The following is a 16,607-nucleotide window of genomic DNA, read 5'->3' as shown; positions in this document are numbered from 1 at the left end:
GTGGCACACTCGCGACCATGCCCGACCTCGACGTCGACCTCTCCGACTCCGTGCTCCGGCTGCGTCTGAACCGGCCCGAGGTGCTCAACGCCCTCAGCGGCGACCTGGCACGCGGCCTGGCCGAGACGCTGGAGCTAGCGAACTCGCGTGACGACGTCCGCGTCGTCGTCCTCACCGGCACCGGCCGTGCGTTCTCGTCCGGCGCCGACCTGGGGAGCGCGGGCGACGGCCGCGCCGAGGACCGCCTGGGCCCCGGCGCGATGGACGTCGCGACCCGCCTGATCCGTGCCGTGGTGGCAAGTGACAAGCCGGTCGTGGCGGCGGTCAACGGGATCGCTGCCGGCGTCTCGTGCTCTCTCGCCCTGGCCTGCGACCTCATCGTCGCGCGCGAGTCGGCGAGGTTCCTGCTGCCGTTCGCCCGGGTCGGCCTGATGATCGACGGCGGCGCCTCGGCCACCGTCGCCGCGGCGATCGGACGCCCCCGCGCGATGCGGATGGGCCTGCTGGCAGAGCCACTCTCCGCGGCCGAGGCCTTCGAGGCAGGACTCATCACACACCTGTCGACCGACGACGAGTTCGAGGCCGAGGTCGAGGCCGTGGTGGAGCAGCTGCGGGCCGGTCCGCCGCTCGCCCAGACCGCCACCAAGCGCGCGATCAATGCCGCCACGCTGGCCCATCTCGACGCAGCACTGGAGCGTGAGCATCGCTCGCAGGAGCTGTTGCTGCGCACCGAGGACGCCTCGGAGGGGATCGCCGCGTTCACCGAGGGGCGCTCACCGACCTTCCGCGGAGATTGAACTCCCAAAGAACCATTTGACAGTCAGCCCGGCTGCGCGCACGATGAACTCTCCAACAGATCTTGGAGGGTCCCGTGAACGATGACGATCGCGCCGACGTGAGCGCCCTGCGCGCGGTGGCTCACCCGGTGCGCCTGCGCATCCTCTCCCTGCTCACCGGCAGCGCGATGAGCGCCGCCGAGGTCGCGCGCGCGCTGGACCTCACCCACGCCAACGCGTCCTACCACCTGCGTCACCTCCTCGCTGCCGACGAGATCGTGGTCGAGGGCGAGGAGAAGATCCGGGGTGGCGTGGCCAAGCGCTACCGCTACCCGCACGAGCGCAACGGCCGGCACGCCGCCGGCGGCCCACCCACCGACGAAGATCAGCTTCTCTACCTGCGGGCGACCGCCCAGGAGGTGGAGCGGCGGCTGCTGCGTCGCCGCCAGGGCGCCGGCAGCGGTCGCTCCGCCGACCTCGAGGGCTGGGTCGACCCTTCGGCGTGGGCGCGCGCGCTGACACTGCTCGAGGAGGCGTCGATGGTGCTGCACGAGGCGAACCGCGCTCCGCACACCGAGGGCACGCTCCACGTCAGCCTGACCACCTGGGCCTTCGAGATGACCACCGACGACCCGGAACCGGAGGAGCGCCGATGACCTGGCGCGAGTCGCTCGCGCCGCTGCGCGAGCGCAACTTCCGCTTCTACTTCGGCGCCCGGTTCGTCAACACCCTCGGCAATGCGATGGCCTCGGTCGCGCTGGCCTTCGCCGTGCTCGAGGTCACCGACGACGATCCCGCCGCCCTCGGCTACGTCCTGGCCGCGCACACGATCCCGATGGTCGTCCTACTCCTGTGGGGCGGGGTGCTCGCCGACCGGTTCCCCCGGACCCTGGTGATGCAGGTCTCGAACCTGACCTCGGCGGCCAGCCAGGGACTCATCGCCGCGCTGGTGATCCTCGGCGCCGCCGAGCTGTGGATGCTGATCGCGCTCAGCGCGGTCCACGGCGTCGTCTCCGCGGCCGGGATGCCGGCGATGGCGGGCATCATGCCCTCACTGGTGCCCCGCTCGGAGCTGCAGCGGGCCAACGCCCTGATGTCTCTGGTGCGCTCGGGCCTGGTCATCGTCGGGCCCACGATCAGCGCCCTGCTCGTCGTCGGCGTGGGTCCGGGGTGGGCGCTGGCGGTCGACGGGCTCACCTGGCTGCTCAGCGCGTTCCTGCTCGGCTTCGTGGCCCTGCCCCCACGTGAGCGCTCCGGGACGACGAGCACCTGGACCGAGCTGCGGGAGGGCTGGACGTTCGTGCGCTCGACGCAGTGGCTGTGGGTGGTGGTGCTCGCCTTCGGCGCCCTCAACGCCATCCACGCCGGCGCCTGGTTCACCCTCGGCCCGCTGCACGCCAAGGACACGATCGGCGAGAAGGGCTGGGGCCTGGTCCTCTCCGCGGAGGCCATCGGCCTGCTGGCGATGACCGTGGTGATGCTGCGCGTCCCGCTGCAGCGTCCGCTGCTGTGGGGCATGCTCGGGATCTCGCTGCTCGGCGTTCCCATCTTCGTACTGGGTGCCCATCCGACGCTGATCGTCCTCATCGTCGCGACCTTCGTCGCCGGCGCGGGCACCGAGGTGTTCGGCATGGGCTGGAACCTCGCGATGCAGGAGAACGTGCCCGACGAGATGCTCTCGCGGGTCTCCTCCTACGACATGCTCGGCTCGTTCATCGCGATGCCGATCGGGCAGTTGGCGATCGGTCCGCTGGCGGTCGCGTTCGGCTACGCCGACGTCCTGATGGTCAGTGGCGCCCTCTACGTCGTGATCTGCCTCCTGGCGCTGCTCTCCCCCGCCGTGCGACGACTGCCGCGGGCCGGGGAAGCTAGCACCATCGCTGCGCCAGAGCCCGCAGCACCGTGACGTTGCGGTTCGTCGCGACGCCGAGATGGCGTTCGACGACCGCGTTGTTGAGCCTGGCCTCGTGGTAGTTCTCGCCGAGGAGCAGGTGCACCGCGCGACCGCGCAGCACGACCCGCTCGGCCTCGGAGCTGCGCTCCTCCAAGGCTGCGCGCGCCTCGGCATCCGGCTCGTCTCGCAGGAACGACACATAGTGGCGTCCGGCATGCCCTTCGCCGATCGCGTCGGCGTCCGCCGCGATCCCCCGGAGCTCTGCGACCGGGAACACGATCGAGGGCACCTCGAAGCCGCGATCGGCGGCATAGGCGGTCTCGAGCCGCTCCTCGATGCGTGCGAGCGAGCGCATGGTGGTGGCGAGTCTGACGTTCCCGGTGTTGATGTGCGTGGCGACGTCGGTGAAGCCCGCCCCCTCGGTGGCGGCGATGATCGCCTCCTTGGGGAACTTCCGTCTCGCACCGAGGTTGATCGCGCGCAGCAGCGCGACGTAGGTCGCCATGCGCGGAATCCTGCCAGTGGGATCGGCGACGTAGGCGATCTCGCACGGGGCGGATCCCGTGCGAGGCGGATCCCGTACGAAGCCGGATCCCACACGAGCCGGATCCCACACGACGACGAGGGTGTGACAATCCGCGTAGCGGTGTCACACCCTCGTCGAGGATCGGCCTCAGAGGTTGCCGCGCTGCTCCTGCTCGCGCTCGATCGCCTCGAAGAGGGCCTTGAAGTTGCCCTTGCCGAAGCCGAGCGAGCCGTGTCGCTCGATGAACTCGTAGAACACCGTCGGGCGGTCGCCCATCGGCTTGGCGAAGATCTGGAGGAGGTAGCCATCCTCGTCTCGGTCGACGAGGATCTTGCGCTTCTTCAGCTCCTCGATCGGCACGCGCACCTCGCCGATGCGGGCGCGCAGCTCGGGGTCGTCGTAGTAGGAGTCGGGGGTGTCGAGGAACTCGATCCCGTTCGCGCGCAGGATGTCGACGGTGCGCAGGATGTCGTTGGTGGCCAGCGCGATGTGCTGGCAGCCGGCGCCGTCGTAGAACTCGAGGTACTCGTCGATCTGCGACTTCTTCTTCGCGATGGCCGGCTCGTTGAGCGGGAACTTGACCCGGTGGTTGCCGCTGGCCACGACCTTGCTCATCAGCGCCGAGTAGTCGGTGGCGATGTCGTCGCCGATGAACTCGGCCATGTTGGTGAAGCCCATGACCCGGTTGTAGAAGTCGACCCACTCGTCCATCCGGCCGAGCTCGACGTTGCCGACGCAGTGATCGATCGCCTGGAAGAGCCGCTTGGGGTGCCCCTGTTGGCGGGTGACCGTGGTGGTGCGGGCCTCGTAGCCGGGAAGGTAGGGACCGGAGTAGCGGCTGCGGTCGATGAGCGTGTGCCGGGTCTCGCCGTAGGTCGCGATCGCGGCCATGCGGACCGTGCCGTGCTCGTCGGTGACGTCGTGCGGCTCGACGAGCACCGTGGCGCCGACCGAACGGGCGTGATCGATGCACTTGTCGACGTCGGGAACCTCCAGGGCGAGGTCGACCACGCCGTCGCCGTGCTTGCGGTGGGTGTCGTGCAGCGGACTGTCGGGCTGCACCCCGCCGGTGAATACGAAGCGGGCACTGCCGCTGCGCAGGACGTAGGACTTGGAGTCGCGCACCCCGGTCTCGGGGCCGCGGTAGGCCTCGAGGTCCATCCCCATGGCCAGCTGGTAGAAGGTGGCGGTCTGGGTGGCGTTGCCGACGACGAAGCACACCGCATCGAGCGCGGTGACCGGGAACGGGTCGCTGCTGGCGTCGTACTCGATCAGGCCGACGAGCTCCTTGAGCTGGTCGAGGGTGAGGTCTGCCTTGAGTTCGTCAGGGGTCAGCGTCATGCCATCAGCGTCCCTGCTGTCGACAACCTGTGCAACAGTGGGCCACCCAGTTGTACAACTTGCCCAAAGGAGTGGGAGCGCGTGGACGATCTGGACCGCACCCTGATCAATCTGTTCGCCGCGGAACCACGGGTCGGGGTCCTGGAGGCCTCGCGGCGACTCGGCGTCGCGCGGGGCACCGTGCAGGCCAGGCTGGACAAGCTGGTGTCGACCGGCGTCATCACCGGCTGGGGACCCGAGCTGTCGCCCGAGGCCCTCGGCTATCCGGTGACCGCCTTCCTCACCCTCGAGATCAGTCAGCTGACCGGGCATCAGGCCGTCGCCGAGCATCTGGCCACCATCCCGGAGGTGCTGGAGGCCTACACCATCACCGGCACGGGCGACCTGTGGTGCCGAGTCGTCTCCCGTTCCAACACCGACCTGCAACGAGTCATCGACCGCGTGGTCGCGGTGGGCGGCGTCCAGCGCGCCTCGACCGTGATGGCCCTGGCGACACAGGTGCCCTATCGCGTGCTGCCACTGGCGGGTCAGGTAGCGGGTCAGGCGTGACCTGGTTGGAGGACTTCTGGCATCGGGTGAGCGAGGTGCGGCCGGTCCCCGACCCGGGAGTGGTCCTCGGCACCGGCGTGATCGCCCTCCTCCTCGTGCTGGTGCCCGCGACGTGGCGGCGGGTGCGCCTGGGGATCACCGCCATCCACGAGGCCGGGCATGCCGTGGTGGCCGTCCTCGTCGGACGGCGGCTGCAGGGCGTCCGGCTGCACGCAGACACCTCGGGGGTCACCTTGAGCAAGGGCCGCCCGACCGGCCCGGGCATGGTCGCGATGCTGGCCGCCGGCTATCTCGCGCCGGCGGCGGTCGGCCTGGGCGCGGCGGCACTGCTCGCCGCCGGCCGAGGGATCGCGATGTTGTGGGCCCTGCTCGCCCTCGTGCTCGCGCTCCTCGCCTGGGTGCGCAACTGGTACGGCGCGGCCCTGCTCGTGCTCGCGGGCCTCGGCCTGGGCGCGCTCACCTGGTCGGCACCGCCCGAGGCGCAGTCGACGGTCGCCTACCTGGTCGCCTGGCTGCTGCTGATCGCCGCACCGGTGCCGCTGGTCGAGCTCCTCGCCGCCGGACGACGTCGCAGCCGCACCTCCGACCCCGACCAGCTCGCGCGCCTGACCCGCCTCCCGGGCGCGGCCTGGTGCGTCCTGCTGCTCGTGGCGAACCTCGGCGGACTGGCGCTCGGCGTCCTCACCCTCGCACCCGACGTCATAGATCGGCTCAGGTGAGGATCATGCAGGACGACGTGGCGTAGGCGACGAGGCGGCCCTCGGCATCGAAGAGCTCGGCCTGGGCGAGGGCGGTGCGACGTCCACGCTGCAGCACCGAGCCGACGCACCGCAGCCGTCCGGACTCGACGGTGACCGGGCGGAGGAACTTCACGGTGAGGTCGAGCGAGGTGTAGGACTCACCGGCCGCCAGCGTGGAGTGCACCGAGCAGGCCGCGGCGGTGTCGAGCAGGGTGGAGATGACTCCGCCGTGCACGGTGCCGATCGGGTTGTAGTGCCGGCGCTCGGGGTCGAGTCCCACCGTGATCGAACCGCGCTCGCCGGTGAAGTCGACCATCCCGATGGTCTCGGCGATCGGCGCCGGGGGCAGGGTGCCGTCGAAGATCGCGCTGAGCTGCTCGAAGCCGTCCATGGCGGAGAGGTCGGGCGTGCGGCCGGTGCGATCCTGAGTCTCGGTCATGGACTCAGCGTGCCTGGCCTGGCTGAGTCTGTCAACAAGACCTAGAGTGGTGCCATGACGTCAACCGACGCCCCTCCGGCTCTCGCGTGGTCGACGGCGAACTGCCAGATCTCCCGCGCGATGGCGGTGCTCGGCGAGAAGTCGACGTTGCTCGTGCTCCGCGAGGTGTTCAACGGGGTGCGCCGCTTCGACGACATCCAGCATCACTCCGGCATCTCGCGCCAGGTGCTCAGCAACCGATTGGCGCTCCTGGTGGAGCACGACATCCTGCACCGGGTCCCCTACCGGCCCGAGCGCGGCCGCGAGCGACACGAGTATCGGCTCACTCCCAAGGGTTTCGAGCTGTACCCCGTGCTGGTCGCCGTCGCCGAGTGGGGCGCGCGCTACTACGCGGACGCCGAGGGCCCACCGGTCGAGATCGCCCACCGCGGCTGCGAGGCGCCCGTCCACACCCGGCTCGTCTGCGCCGAGGGGCACACCCTCGCCGACCACCGTGAGGCCGCGCCGCGTCCCGGGCCGGGTGCCATCCCTGCGGAGTCGGCGACCCGATAGGCCGCCTCGGTGCGACCGGGGTGGGTCAGCTGGTCCTGCGCAGGGCCCACTCACGCACCCGGTCGATGCGGGCGCGCAGCTGGCCGGCGTTGGCGACCGCGGCCGCGGGACCGCCGCACTCCTTGCGCAGCGCGGCGTGGATGACGCCGTGGGGCTGGCCGGTGCGGTGGTGCCAGGCCCCGACGAGCCCGTTGAGCTCCCGGCGCAGGACGGCGAGCTGCTCGTGGGTGCTCACCTCGGCGAGGCTGTCGCCGGCGCTCGCCGCACCCTCGGCGGCAGCGCGACGTGCGTCGGCCTCCCGAGCCTTCTGCGACCGGGCCCCGGCGGCCTGGCGCTGCTGGAGCAGGTCGCGCATCTGCTGGGGCTCGAGCAGGCCGGGGATGCCGAGGAAGTCCATCTCCTCCTCCGAGCCGTACATGTCGCCGTCGTAGAGGGCGTGGTCGAAGCGGGCCTCGGAGCCGAGGGCCTCGAAGGGCAGCGCGTCCTGCTCGTCGGAGGCCGACTCCCCCGCCTCGGCCTGGGCGAGCAGGTCGTTCTCGGCGGCGAAGATGTCGTCCTCGTCGGTGACCCGCCTGCCCAGCACGTGATCGCGCTCGACCTCCATCTCGGCGGCGTGGCCGAGGAGGACGGGTACCGACGGGAGGAAGATCGAGGCGGTCTCGCCACGTGAGCGTGCGCGGACGAAGCGGCCGATCGCCTGGGCGAAGAACAACGGCGTCGAGGTGGTGGTGGCGAACACGCCGACCGCCAGGCGCGGCACGTCGACGCCCTCGGAGACCATCCGGACCGCGACCATCCAGCGCGAGTCGCTGTCGGTGAACGCGGTGATCTTCTTCGAGGCCGCCTTCTCATCCGACAGGACGACGGTGGGCGCCTCGCCGGTGATCGCGCGCAGGGTCTTGGCGTAGGAGCGGGCGGCGTCCTGGTCGGTGGCGATCACGAGTCCGCCGGCGTCGGGGACGTGCCGGCGCACCTCGGTCAGGCGCTTGTCGGCGGCCTCGAGCACGGTCGGGATCCACGAGCCGGCCGGATCGAGCGCGGTCCTCAGCGCCTGGTTGGTCATGTCCTTGGTGAGCGGTTCGCCCAGACGCGCGGCGACCTCGTCGCCGGCGCGGGTGCGCCATGACATCTCACCGGAGTAGGCCAGGAAGAGCACCGGACGGACGACGTGATCGGCCAGGGCGTGCCCGTAGCCGTAGGTGTAGTCGGCCACCGAGCGCGGGATCCCGTCGTCGCCGGGCGCGTAGGTCACGAACGGGATCGGGTTCACGTCCGAGCGGAACGGCGTCCCGGTGAGCGCCAGGCGGCGGGTGGCCGGCTCGAAGGCCTCCCGGATGCCCTCGCCCCACGAGAGCGCGTCGCCGGCGTGGTGCACCTCGTCGAGGATCACCAGGGTCTTGAACCGCTCGGTGCGGATCCGCAGCGCCAGCGGGTTCACCGCGACCCCGGCGTAGGTGACCGCGATGCCGAGGTAGTCGCTGGAGATCTTGCCCTTGCCCGCCGAGTACGTCGGGTCGAGCGGGATGCCGGCCTTCGCGGCCGCCTCGGCCCACTGGAGCTTGAGGTGCTCGGTGGGGGCGACGACGGTGACCCGGTCGACCACGCGGCGTCCGATCAGCTCGGCGGCCACCGAGAGCGCGAACGTGGTCTTGCCGGCGCCGGGCGTCGCGACGGCCAGGAAGTCACGCGGGCTGCGGGCGAAGTAGTCCGACATCGCCGCGCTCTGCCAGGCGCGCAACGACGTCGCGGTGCCCCACGCCGCACGCTCCGGCCACGCCGGGGTGAGTGCCGAGGTGAGGTGCGCGTCGTCGTGAGGTCGGGGCGCGCCCGTCACTCGCCGGAGCCCGAGTCGTCGCGGAGGCTCTCCCAGACTTCCTTGCACTCCGGGCAGACCGGGAACTTCTCCGGCGCCCGGCTGGGCACCCACACCTTGCCGCACAGGGCCACCACGGGCGTGCCCATCACCATCGCCTCGGTGAGCTTGTCCTTCTCCACATAGTGCGAGAACCGCTCGTGATCGCCCTCGTCGGTGGGGACCGTGCGCTCCTCCTCGCGCACCTTGGTGTCGGTCGAGGTGCCGAAGCCGAATGAGGAGGTCACGGCTCCCAGGGTAGTCGCGGGCTGCGTCGCCCACGAACTCCCCGGGTGTGGTCCATCGCTCAGTTCAGCCCCGGGTCCAGCGGGCGCGTGGAGTACAGCGCGAGATCGCCCGGCTGACGACGCAGGACGTCGCGCCACAGCGTCGAGGTGTCGCTGCGGAACACGTCGGGCGCGATGCCCGGGACGACGTACCAGCTGCCCTCCTCGATCTCCCGGTCGAGCTGGCCGGCCCCCCAGCCGGCGTAGCCGGCGAAGATGCGCAGCCCGTCGATCTCGTCGCCCACCAGCTCGACGGGGGTGTCGAGGTCGAGCAGCGCGAGGCGGTCGACCACCGCGCGCATGCCGAGGACGCCGTCGTCGTCGCTGCGACGCAGGGCCACCGCGAGCGCGCCGTCGGTCTCCACGGGACCGCCCTGGAAGAGCACCTCGGGCTCGTCGACGACCTCGCCCCACCCGCCGAGCACCTCGGAGACCGCCAGCCCGGTGGGCCGGTTCAAGATGACGCCCACCGAGCCGCCGTCGTCGTCGACGTCGAGGAGGAGCACCACCGTCTCGGCGAAGTTCGGGTCGCCGATGGCAGGGGTCGCCACGAGCAGCATCCCCGCCCGCAGATCGCTCACCGCCCCATCATGACCCGTGCGGGCCCCGAGGCCAACGACCCCGCTGGTCGGGCCGACGCCGAGCCGGCGCGGCTGTGCGCAGACTCGCCTGCCCAGATGCCGCCTACCGCCTAGGCTGTCGCGGTGCCGACGCCGAGCGATTCGCTGCCCGATCCCGCGGCGGCGACGCGGGAGGCGCTGCTCGAGGCCGCCGAGACGACGTTCGCGAGGGCGGGATACGCCGAGGCCCGGTTGGAGCTGATCGTGGCCGCGGCCGGGGTGAGCAAGGGTGCGCTGTATCACCACTACTCCGGCAAGCAGGCCCTCTTCGAGGCCGTCGTCGAGCGCCTCGGCACCGGGGCGGCCGACCGGGTCCGCGGTCGGTGCGCCGGCATCGCCGATCCGTGGGACCGGACGACGACGGGCGTCGGGCTGCTGCTCGTCGTCGCCGGGGAGCCGAGCTTCGCCCGCATCGTCGTCCAGGACGCGCCGGCGGTGCTCGGCGCCGAGCGGTACCGGGCGCACGAGCGCCGCACGACCTACGCCTGCCTGCTGGAGCTGCTGACCGAGGTGCTCCCCGCCGCCGCGGCAGCACCTGCCACCGCGTTCGCCCTCGAAGCGGCGCTGCGGGCCGGCGCGGCCGATCACGAGACCGCCCTCACCCTGATCGTGGGCGGTCTCAGGGCGCTCGCCGCTACTTGAACGTGACGTCGCCGCCGTCCTGCGGCACCAGCTCGATCCACGTGTGACCGGCGGGCACCGTGAGGTCGCCCTCCTTGGTCGAGAGCGTGATGGTGGACTCCAGGGCGTCCTTGGTCCAGGTGCCGCGCACCAGGCGGCCGCCGTGGAAGAGCATCGCCTCGCCGCTGCCCTCGAACTTGGTCTCTGGCACCGGGTTCCCGGCGGGGTCGACGTAGCCGGCGTCGCCGACCTTGACGCGCAGCACCAGGATCGTGTCGGCCGGGAACTGGTCCCCCTCGGCGGCGAAGGAGTTGTCGTTGACGTAGGTGCCGTCCCGGTAGGTCCACTCGGTGGTGTGACCGGCCGAGAACGCCGCGGTGATCGAGGTCGCCTTCTGACCCTTGGGGAGGTCGTCGGCGCTGCCGAAGGGCAGGTAGTCCTCGGGGCGCACGGCCTTCTCCTTGGCCGCCTTCGCGACGTCTTGGAGGTTGGCGAACAGGTTGTAGGGCGCGCTGCGGGAGTCCTCGCGGAAGAAGCCCTCCGAGCCCTCGGTGACCCAGGAGATGTCGGCCTTCTTCAGGCGCGCGATCGTCGGCGCGGCGGCGCCGCTGGTGACGACGGTCGCGTCGGCCGGCGTCACGATGCCGATGTCGGAGGCCCGCATCGAGCGCACCGGACCGACGTCGCCGGGGATCTTGGAGTAGTAGAACGCCGCCAGTCGGGTGGCTCCGCCCTCGACGAGCTCCTCGACGACCAGGTCGGCGGACCCGAGACCCTGCTGGGGCGCGCTATTGGCGGTGTTGTCCATCTTCAGGACGTACACCGGGTGGTCCTTGGCCGCCTCGCCGTCCTTGACCGGAAGACCGGTCAGCGGCCACGTCTGCGGCTCGGCGGCCTCCGAGGTCGGCGCGTCGGAGGCGGGCGCGGAGGAGTCGTCTTCCTTCTTGTCGCCTCCGCAGGCCCCGAGCATCAGGCAGACGGACAACGTCGTGAGGGTGGCGAGAGCGGTGCGGGTGCGGCGCACGGTGGATCCCTTCAAGCAGTGGTGGTGCAAGTGTTCTTCGGAGGGCCTGATCGTGTACTGAAACAGTCGACTATCGGCTCCAGTGTGCGCGCCGACGACGCCCGGCGCGCGCAGGCGGCCGGGCGTGTCGACGTCGCCGAGGCCCCGATGGGCGTCGGCCGGGCTCAGACGAGGGTGGCGCCGCCGTCGACGTAGAGCGTCTGGCCGGTGATGTAGGAGGCCTCGTCGCTGCACAGGAACGCGACGGTCGCGGCGATGTCCTCGGGGAAGCCGACCCGCTTGACCGGGTTGGCCTCGCCGCTGAGCCGGCGGAACTCCTCGACGTCGAGCTTGAGGCGGGCCGCGGTGGCGTCGGTCATGTCGGTGGCGATGAAGCCGGGCGCGATCGCGTTGGCGTTGACGCCGAACGGGCCGAGCTCGATGCCGAGCGTGCGGGTGAAGCCCTGCACGCCCATCTTGGCCGCGGAGTAGTTGGCCTGGCCGCGGTTCCCGAGCGCGGAGACGCTGGAGAGGTTGAGGATCTTGCCGTACTTCTGGTCCACGAAGTGCTTCTGGGCGGCCTTGGTCATCAAGAAGGCGCCCTTGAGGTGGACGCCCATCACCAGGTCCCAGTCGTCCTCGGTCATCTTGAACAGCAGGTTGTCGCGGGTGATGCCTGCGTTGTTCACCAGCACGTGGATGCCGCCGAGCTCCTCGACGACCCGCGCGATCGCGGCGTCGACGTCGGCGGCGTTGCTCACGTCGGCGCCGATGCCGATGGCCTTGGCGCCCTCCACGAGCGGGAGACGACCGGCAGCCTCGGCTGCGGCGGACTCATCGAGGTCGACGACGGCGACCGAGGCGCCCTCCTCGGCAAGGCGGGTAGCGATGGCGAACCCGATGCCGCGCGCTGCTCCGGTGATGATGGCGACACGCCCGTCGTAACGACCCATTCCTGGTGACTCCTCTGCTGGGGGACTGACCGGTCCACCGTAAGGGCAACCGTCAGCGCCCCCCGAGCGGGGTCTGAAGCATGAACGCGAGGGCGGTGAGCACCAGGATGCCCGCGGTCGCGACCAGGGTGTTCCGGAGGTCGGTCATGCCTGAGTAGACGCGGTGGGCGCCGGCAAGGTTGCCTCACGGCCCAGACGAGCGCTCGGCCGGGCTACAGGACCTCGCGCAACCGCGCGGCGTACTCGGCCGCCTCGCCCTCGGTGTAGGTGGTGCGCGGCCAGAAGAATCCGCGCAGCCCGTCTCCCTTGGTGCGCGGGACGACGTGCAGGTGCAGGTGCGGCACCGACTGGCTCACCGTGTTGTTCATCGCCACGAAGCTCCCCTGCGCGCCCAGCCCCTCCTTCACCGCGACCGCGAGTCGCTGGGCCGCCTCGAGGAAGCCATCGCGCTGGTCGGCCGGGAGGTCGGGCAGGGTCTCCACGTGCGAGCGAGGGATCAGCAGGGTGTGGCCCTTGAAGACCGGTCGCCGGTCGAGGAAGGCCAGCACGTCCGGCTCGTCGAGGACGAGGTCGGCCGGCGTCTCCCCCGCCGCGATGGCACAGAAGGCACAGCTCATCCGCGGGCGCTCCCGTAGCCGAGCACGGCAGCCAACCCGAGCGCGCTGCGCGGCTCGTAGGCCGCGCGCCACAGGCCGCCGTGGACGGCGGCGTCGTCCTCGTCCTGCCAGGGGTGGGCGTGCCGAGCGGGCGGCTGGGCGAGGTCGCGCACCAGCAGCGCGGCCATGAGCGTGTTGGCGGTGGCCGGCTCGAACACCTCGACGCCGAAGCGGTGCGCGCCGGCGAACGCGGCGGCCAGGGCGCGGTTCTTCACCACCGAGCGGGTCCGGGTGGAGGGGGCCACGTGGAAGGACACCAGCTCGCCGTCGGCCCGCGAGACGCTGGCGCGCCACCGTTGGATCCGCTTGGCCAGCGCGTAGTTCGGGCCTTGGACCGGCACCAGGCTGTCGCCGATCCCCGGGTCGGCGCCGGGCGGATAGGCGCGGTGGAGCAGGCGGCCGCGCGAGGCCCAGCGCAGGGGTCGGCCCAGCGTCTTGGCCAGCGCGGAACGCTGCGCATAGGCCGCGTTGGAGGCCTCGACCGCGGCGCGCGGCACCGCGAAGACGTCGGTGGGAGTGGCCAGGAAGGCCCGCCCGGTGCCGGGCCGCGCCGCGATCAGCCGGGTGCCGAGGACGTCGGCGGCCACGCTCACCCGGACGTGGGTCGCGCCGTCGGCGTAGAGGTAGTTGCCCACGACCAGGCGTCCGTCGAGCCCTTCGGCCCAGGCTGCGACGTCGGGCACCTCGGCCAGCAGGTCGGCCCCGGCGGCGCCGTCCGCGCCGACGGGCACCAGCAGCCGACCGGCGGATTCCGCGGCGGTGCGTCGGACCCGCTCCCACACGGCCTCGCGGGGCAGGTCGACGGCGGCGACGGTGGCGCCCCAGCGCAGCAGCGGGGCCAACGGCCCCATCTCGGCGCCGGCGCCCAGGACGACGACCGTGTGGCCCTCGGCGGCCAGCCACTCGGGATGGGCCACGACCTCGCCGACCGCCTCGGCCGCCGACGGCTCGAGGATGCCGCGCTCGGCCCAGGCCGCCAACTGGGCGACCAGCTCCGCGCCCCGCAGCACCCGGCCGCGATAGGGCACCGACAGCTCGGCGGTGGGGTCCGCCGCGCCGTGCACGATCTCGGTCCGCAGGGTGCGCGACGGCGTGGCGGTCGCGAGCGAGGCGAGCGGCGCGTCCGCCGAGTCGTCGGCGTCCGGGTCGGCGACGACCATCCGCGAGCCGACGGACTCCAGCCCGTCGCGTGCGATCCGCACCCAGGCCTCCGGCGAGATCAGCCCGGCCTCCACGAGCCGCCGGAAGTGCGCGAGATAGCCGCTGCGCCAGTTGGTCTCCTGCTCGACGCCGAGCGCACCGGCCGGGTCGACGCCACGCAGCGCGTCGGCGACGACCTCGCGACCGAGCTCGGTGGTGCTGCGGCGCCCGTCGGGGTCCGCCGGGAACGAGATGCCATGGGTCACCGGGTCATCATGGCCGACTCCGAGATCGCCCGCGAAGCGACGACGGCGCCGCCCCGGTCGGGGCGACGCCGTCGTCGCGTGCGGCCCGTTGACGGGCCGTCGGAGGATCAGTCCAGGTCGAACCGGTCCAGCTCCATGACCTTGGTCCAGGCCTTGGCGAAGTCGCGGACGAACTTCTCCTCCGCGGAGTCGCTGCCGTAGACCTCGGCGACCGCGCGCAGCTCGGCGTTGGAGCCGAACACGAGGTCGGCGCGGGTGCCGCGCCAGCGGACGTCGCCGCCATCGTGACCGCGGGCCTCGAAGAGCGAGGAGTCGTCGTTGGTGGCGCTCCAGGCGTTGTCGGAGTCGAGCACGTTGACGAAGTAGTCGTTGCTCAACGTGCCGGGACGATCGGTGAGGACGCCGAGGTCGGAGCCGTCGTAGTTGGCGCCGAGCACCCGCAGCCCGCCGACCAGCACGGTCATCTCCGGGGCGGAGAGGTTGAGCTGGTTGGCGCGGTCGACCAGGAGGTACTCGCCGGGCACCGGGACGCCCTTGGCGACGTAGTTGCGGAAGCCGTCCCAGCCGGGCTCGAGCGCCTCGAAGGACTCGATGTCGGTGTTCTCCTGGTCGGCGTCGACGCGACCGGGGGTGAAGCCGACCTCGACCGGGTGGCCGCCCTCCTTGGCGGCCGCCTCGACGGCGGCGGTGCCGGCGAGCACGATGAGGTCCGCGAGGGAGACCTGACGGCCACCCTCGGCCTTGCCGTTGAAGTCGGCGCGGATCTCCTCGAGCTTGCCGAGTACGCGGCGCAGCTGGTCGGGGTTGTTGACCGCCCAGCCGACCTGCGGCTGCAGCCGGATCCGGGCGCCGTTCGCGCCGCCGCGCTTGTCGCTGGCCCGGAAGGACGCCGCGGAGGCCCACGCGGTCGAGACGAGCTCGGCGGTGGTCAGGCCGGAGTCGAGCACGGCCTGCTTGAGGGCGGCGATGTCGGCGGCGTCGATCTGCTCGTAGTCGGCCGCGGGGAGCGGGTCCTGCCACAGCAGGTCCTCGGCGGGCACCTCGGGGCCGACGTAGCGCGACTTGGGGCCGAGGTCACGGTGGGTGAGCTTGAACCAGGCGCGGGCGAAGGCGTCGGCGAACGCCTCGGGGTCGGCCAGGAAGCGCCGCGAGATCTGCTCGTAGACGGGGTCGAAGCGCAGCGCGAGGTCGGAGGTGAGCATCCGCGGCTCGCGCTTCCCGTCGCCGAACGCGTCGGGGACCATGTCGGCACCCGCGCCCTTGGTGGGTCGCCACTGCTGGGCGCCGGCCGGCGAGTGCGTGAGCTCCCACTCGTAGGCGAACAGGATGTGGAAGAACTCGTTGTCCCAGCGGGTGGGGTGGTAGGTCCAGGTGACCTCCAGCCCGCTGGTGATCGCGTCGGGGCCCACGCCGGTGCCGTAGCTGTTGCGCCAGCCCAGGCCCATCTGCTCCATCGGGGCGGCCTCGGGCTCGCCACCGAGGTTGTCGGCGGGGGCGGCACCGTGGGTCTTGCCGAAGGTGTGGCCGCCGGCGATGAGGGCGACGGTCTCCTCGTCGTTCATCGCCATCCGGGCGAAGGTCTCGCGGATGTCGCGGGCCGAGGCGACCGGGTCGGGCTTGCCCTCGGGGCCCTCGGGGTTGACGTAGATCAGGCCCATCTGGACGGCGGCGAGCGGGTTGTCGAGCTGACGGTCACCGTGGTAGCGCTCCTCGCCACCGCGGTCGCCGCCGAGCCACTCGGTCTCGGGACCCCAGTAGATGTCGTCGTCGGCCTCCCACGCGTCGACCCGGCCACCGGAGAACCCGAACGTCTTGAAGCCCATCGTCTCCAGCGCGACGTTGCCGGCCAGGACGATCAGGTCGGCCCACGACAGGGACGAGCCGTACTTCTTCTTCACCGGCCACAGCAGGCGGCGGGCCTTGTCGAGGCTGACGTTGTCGGGCCAGCTGTTGAGCGGGGCGAAGCGCTGCTGACCGCTGCCGGCGCCGCCGCGGCCGTCCTGGATCCGGTAGGTGCCGGCGCTGTGCCAGGCCATGCGGATCATGAACGGGCCGTAGTTGCCGAAGTCGGCCGGCCACCAGTCCTGGGAGTCGGTGAGCACGGTGGCGATGTCGGCCTTCACCGCCGGCAGGTCGAGGGTCTCGAACGCCGCCGCGTAGTCGAAGTCCTCGCCGAGCGGGTTCGCCACGGCCGGGTTCTTCGCCAGCACCTTCAGGTCGAGCCGCTGCGGCCACCAGTCGTGGGGGCCGCCGGTCTCGGCCGGGGTGGCCTCACCGTGGATCACCGGGCACGCGGCGTCCACCGCTGCCTGGCTGTCGTTCACCTCGCCGACGACGGCGTCGGCCTGGTTCTTCTCGGACATAGTTCCCTCTCTCGACTTGCTCGGTGTGC

At 71.7% G+C, this 16,607-nt stretch carries 18 protein-coding genes; 7 read left to right on the top strand and 11 right to left on the bottom strand.

Annotation, left to right across the window (positions count from 1 at the left end; genetic code table 11):
• Positions 1 to 17: 17 nt before the first annotated feature.
• From WMR31_RS19075 to WMR31_RS19065, 3 genes are all read left to right on the top strand, one after another.
• Entirely contained in the window at positions 18 to 797 is a 780-nt protein-coding gene (locus WMR31_RS19075; RefSeq protein ID WP_340540479.1) for an enoyl-CoA hydratase, read from the top strand.
• Between the two features lie 74 nt (positions 798 to 871).
• The gene (locus WMR31_RS19070; RefSeq protein ID WP_340540478.1) at positions 872 to 1,432 is read left to right on the top strand and encodes an ArsR/SmtB family transcription factor; all 561 of its coding nucleotides are present in this window, start codon (positions 872 to 874) and stop codon (positions 1,430 to 1,432) included.
• Positions 1,429 to 2,682 (top strand): MFS transporter, encoded by a 1,254-nt coding sequence (locus WMR31_RS19065; protein ID WP_340540477.1) that lies wholly within the window; start codon positions 1,429 to 1,431, stop codon positions 2,680 to 2,682. Before WMR31_RS19070 ends, WMR31_RS19065 begins: the two co-directional genes overlap by 4 nt.
• Here the strand turns inward: WMR31_RS19065 and WMR31_RS19060 are convergent.
• Both WMR31_RS19060 and hppD read right to left on the bottom strand, forming a co-directional pair.
• Positions 2,645 to 3,175, bottom strand: a complete 531-nt coding sequence (locus WMR31_RS19060; RefSeq protein ID WP_340540476.1) for a DUF1697 domain-containing protein — start codon at positions 3,173 to 3,175, stop codon at positions 2,645 to 2,647. The two genes, WMR31_RS19065 and WMR31_RS19060, sit on opposite strands and share 38 nt — an antisense overlap.
• A gap of 168 nt (positions 3,176 to 3,343) precedes the next feature.
• Positions 3,344 to 4,537: a 4-hydroxyphenylpyruvate dioxygenase gene (hppD, locus tag WMR31_RS19055; protein ID WP_340540475.1), complete on the bottom strand. Its 1,194-nt coding sequence runs from the start codon at positions 4,535 to 4,537 to the stop codon at positions 3,344 to 3,346.
• Between the two features lie 81 nt (positions 4,538 to 4,618).
• Here hppD and WMR31_RS19050 point away from each other — a divergent pair, with 81 nt between their 5' ends.
• Complete coding sequence (locus WMR31_RS19050; protein WP_340540474.1) at positions 4,619 to 5,086, top strand: Lrp/AsnC family transcriptional regulator; 468 nt, start codon at positions 4,619 to 4,621, stop codon at positions 5,084 to 5,086.
• Positions 5,083 to 5,805 carry a M50 family metallopeptidase gene (locus WMR31_RS19045; RefSeq protein WP_340540473.1) on the top strand — a complete coding sequence of 241 codons (723 nt, stop codon included), beginning with the start codon at positions 5,083 to 5,085 and terminating at the stop codon, positions 5,803 to 5,805. The genes WMR31_RS19050 and WMR31_RS19045 overlap by 4 nt, the downstream gene beginning before the upstream one ends.
• On the opposite strand, the gene WMR31_RS19040 is transcribed toward WMR31_RS19045, so the two are convergent.
• Entirely contained in the window at positions 5,798 to 6,265 is a 468-nt protein-coding gene (locus WMR31_RS19040; RefSeq protein ID WP_340540472.1) for a PaaI family thioesterase, read from the bottom strand. The two genes, WMR31_RS19045 and WMR31_RS19040, sit on opposite strands and share 8 nt — an antisense overlap.
• 54 nt (positions 6,266 to 6,319) lie before the next feature.
• Here WMR31_RS19040 and WMR31_RS19035 point away from each other — a divergent pair, with 54 nt between their 5' ends.
• Entirely contained in the window at positions 6,320 to 6,817 is a 498-nt protein-coding gene (locus WMR31_RS19035; RefSeq protein WP_340540471.1) for a winged helix-turn-helix transcriptional regulator, read from the top strand.
• 25 nt (positions 6,818 to 6,842) lie between these two features.
• Here WMR31_RS19035 and WMR31_RS19030 read toward each other — a convergent pair whose 3' ends face one another.
• From WMR31_RS19030 to WMR31_RS19020, 3 genes are all read right to left on the bottom strand, one after another.
• Positions 6,843 to 8,651 (bottom strand): DEAD/DEAH box helicase, encoded by a 1,809-nt coding sequence (locus WMR31_RS19030; protein ID WP_445321654.1) that lies wholly within the window; start codon positions 8,649 to 8,651, stop codon positions 6,843 to 6,845.
• Positions 8,648 to 8,875, bottom strand: coding sequence for a DUF3039 domain-containing protein (locus WMR31_RS19025; protein ID WP_445321655.1), 228 nt, complete (start codon positions 8,873 to 8,875; stop codon positions 8,648 to 8,650). Before WMR31_RS19025 ends, WMR31_RS19030 begins: the two co-directional genes overlap by 4 nt.
• Positions 8,876 to 8,976: 101 nt before the next feature.
• Complete coding sequence (locus tag WMR31_RS19020) at positions 8,977 to 9,537, bottom strand: YqgE/AlgH family protein (RefSeq protein ID WP_340540469.1); 561 nt, start codon at positions 9,535 to 9,537, stop codon at positions 8,977 to 8,979.
• Between the two features lie 123 nt (positions 9,538 to 9,660).
• On the opposite strand from WMR31_RS19020, the gene WMR31_RS19015 reads away from it, so the two are divergent.
• A complete protein-coding gene (locus WMR31_RS19015) occupies positions 9,661 to 10,218 on the top strand; it encodes a TetR family transcriptional regulator (RefSeq protein WP_340540468.1) in 558 nt (185 codons plus the stop codon).
• Here the strand turns inward: WMR31_RS19015 and WMR31_RS19010 are convergent.
• The 5 genes from WMR31_RS19010 to katG all read right to left on the bottom strand — a co-directional run bounded on the left by WMR31_RS19010 (position 10,211) and on the right by katG (position 16,578).
• Positions 10,211 to 11,221, bottom strand: a complete 1,011-nt coding sequence (locus WMR31_RS19010; RefSeq protein ID WP_340540467.1) for a DUF3048 domain-containing protein — start codon at positions 11,219 to 11,221, stop codon at positions 10,211 to 10,213. The two genes, WMR31_RS19015 and WMR31_RS19010, sit on opposite strands and share 8 nt — an antisense overlap.
• A gap of 164 nt (positions 11,222 to 11,385) precedes the next feature.
• The gene (locus WMR31_RS19005; RefSeq protein ID WP_340540466.1) at positions 11,386 to 12,153 is read right to left on the bottom strand and encodes an SDR family NAD(P)-dependent oxidoreductase; all 768 of its coding nucleotides are present in this window, start codon (positions 12,151 to 12,153) and stop codon (positions 11,386 to 11,388) included.
• A 212-nt stretch (positions 12,154 to 12,365) separates the two neighbouring features.
• Positions 12,366 to 12,770, bottom strand: a complete 405-nt coding sequence (locus tag WMR31_RS19000) for an HIT family protein (protein WP_340540465.1) — start codon at positions 12,768 to 12,770, stop codon at positions 12,366 to 12,368.
• Complete coding sequence (locus tag WMR31_RS18995) at positions 12,767 to 14,215, bottom strand: hypothetical protein (RefSeq protein ID WP_340540464.1); 1,449 nt, start codon at positions 14,213 to 14,215, stop codon at positions 12,767 to 12,769. The genes WMR31_RS19000 and WMR31_RS18995 overlap by 4 nt, the downstream gene beginning before the upstream one ends.
• 107 nt (positions 14,216 to 14,322) lie before the next feature.
• Positions 14,323 to 16,578: a catalase/peroxidase HPI gene (katG, locus tag WMR31_RS18990; protein WP_340540463.1), complete on the bottom strand. Its 2,256-nt coding sequence runs from the start codon at positions 16,576 to 16,578 to the stop codon at positions 14,323 to 14,325.
• Positions 16,579 to 16,607 lie beyond the last annotated feature (29 nt).

The organism is Nocardioides epinepheli (genome assembly GCF_037936805.1).
Lineage (GTDB): Bacteria > Actinomycetota > Actinomycetes > Propionibacteriales > Nocardioidaceae > Nocardioides.
This window is presented reverse-complemented; position numbering and strand designations above follow the sequence as displayed.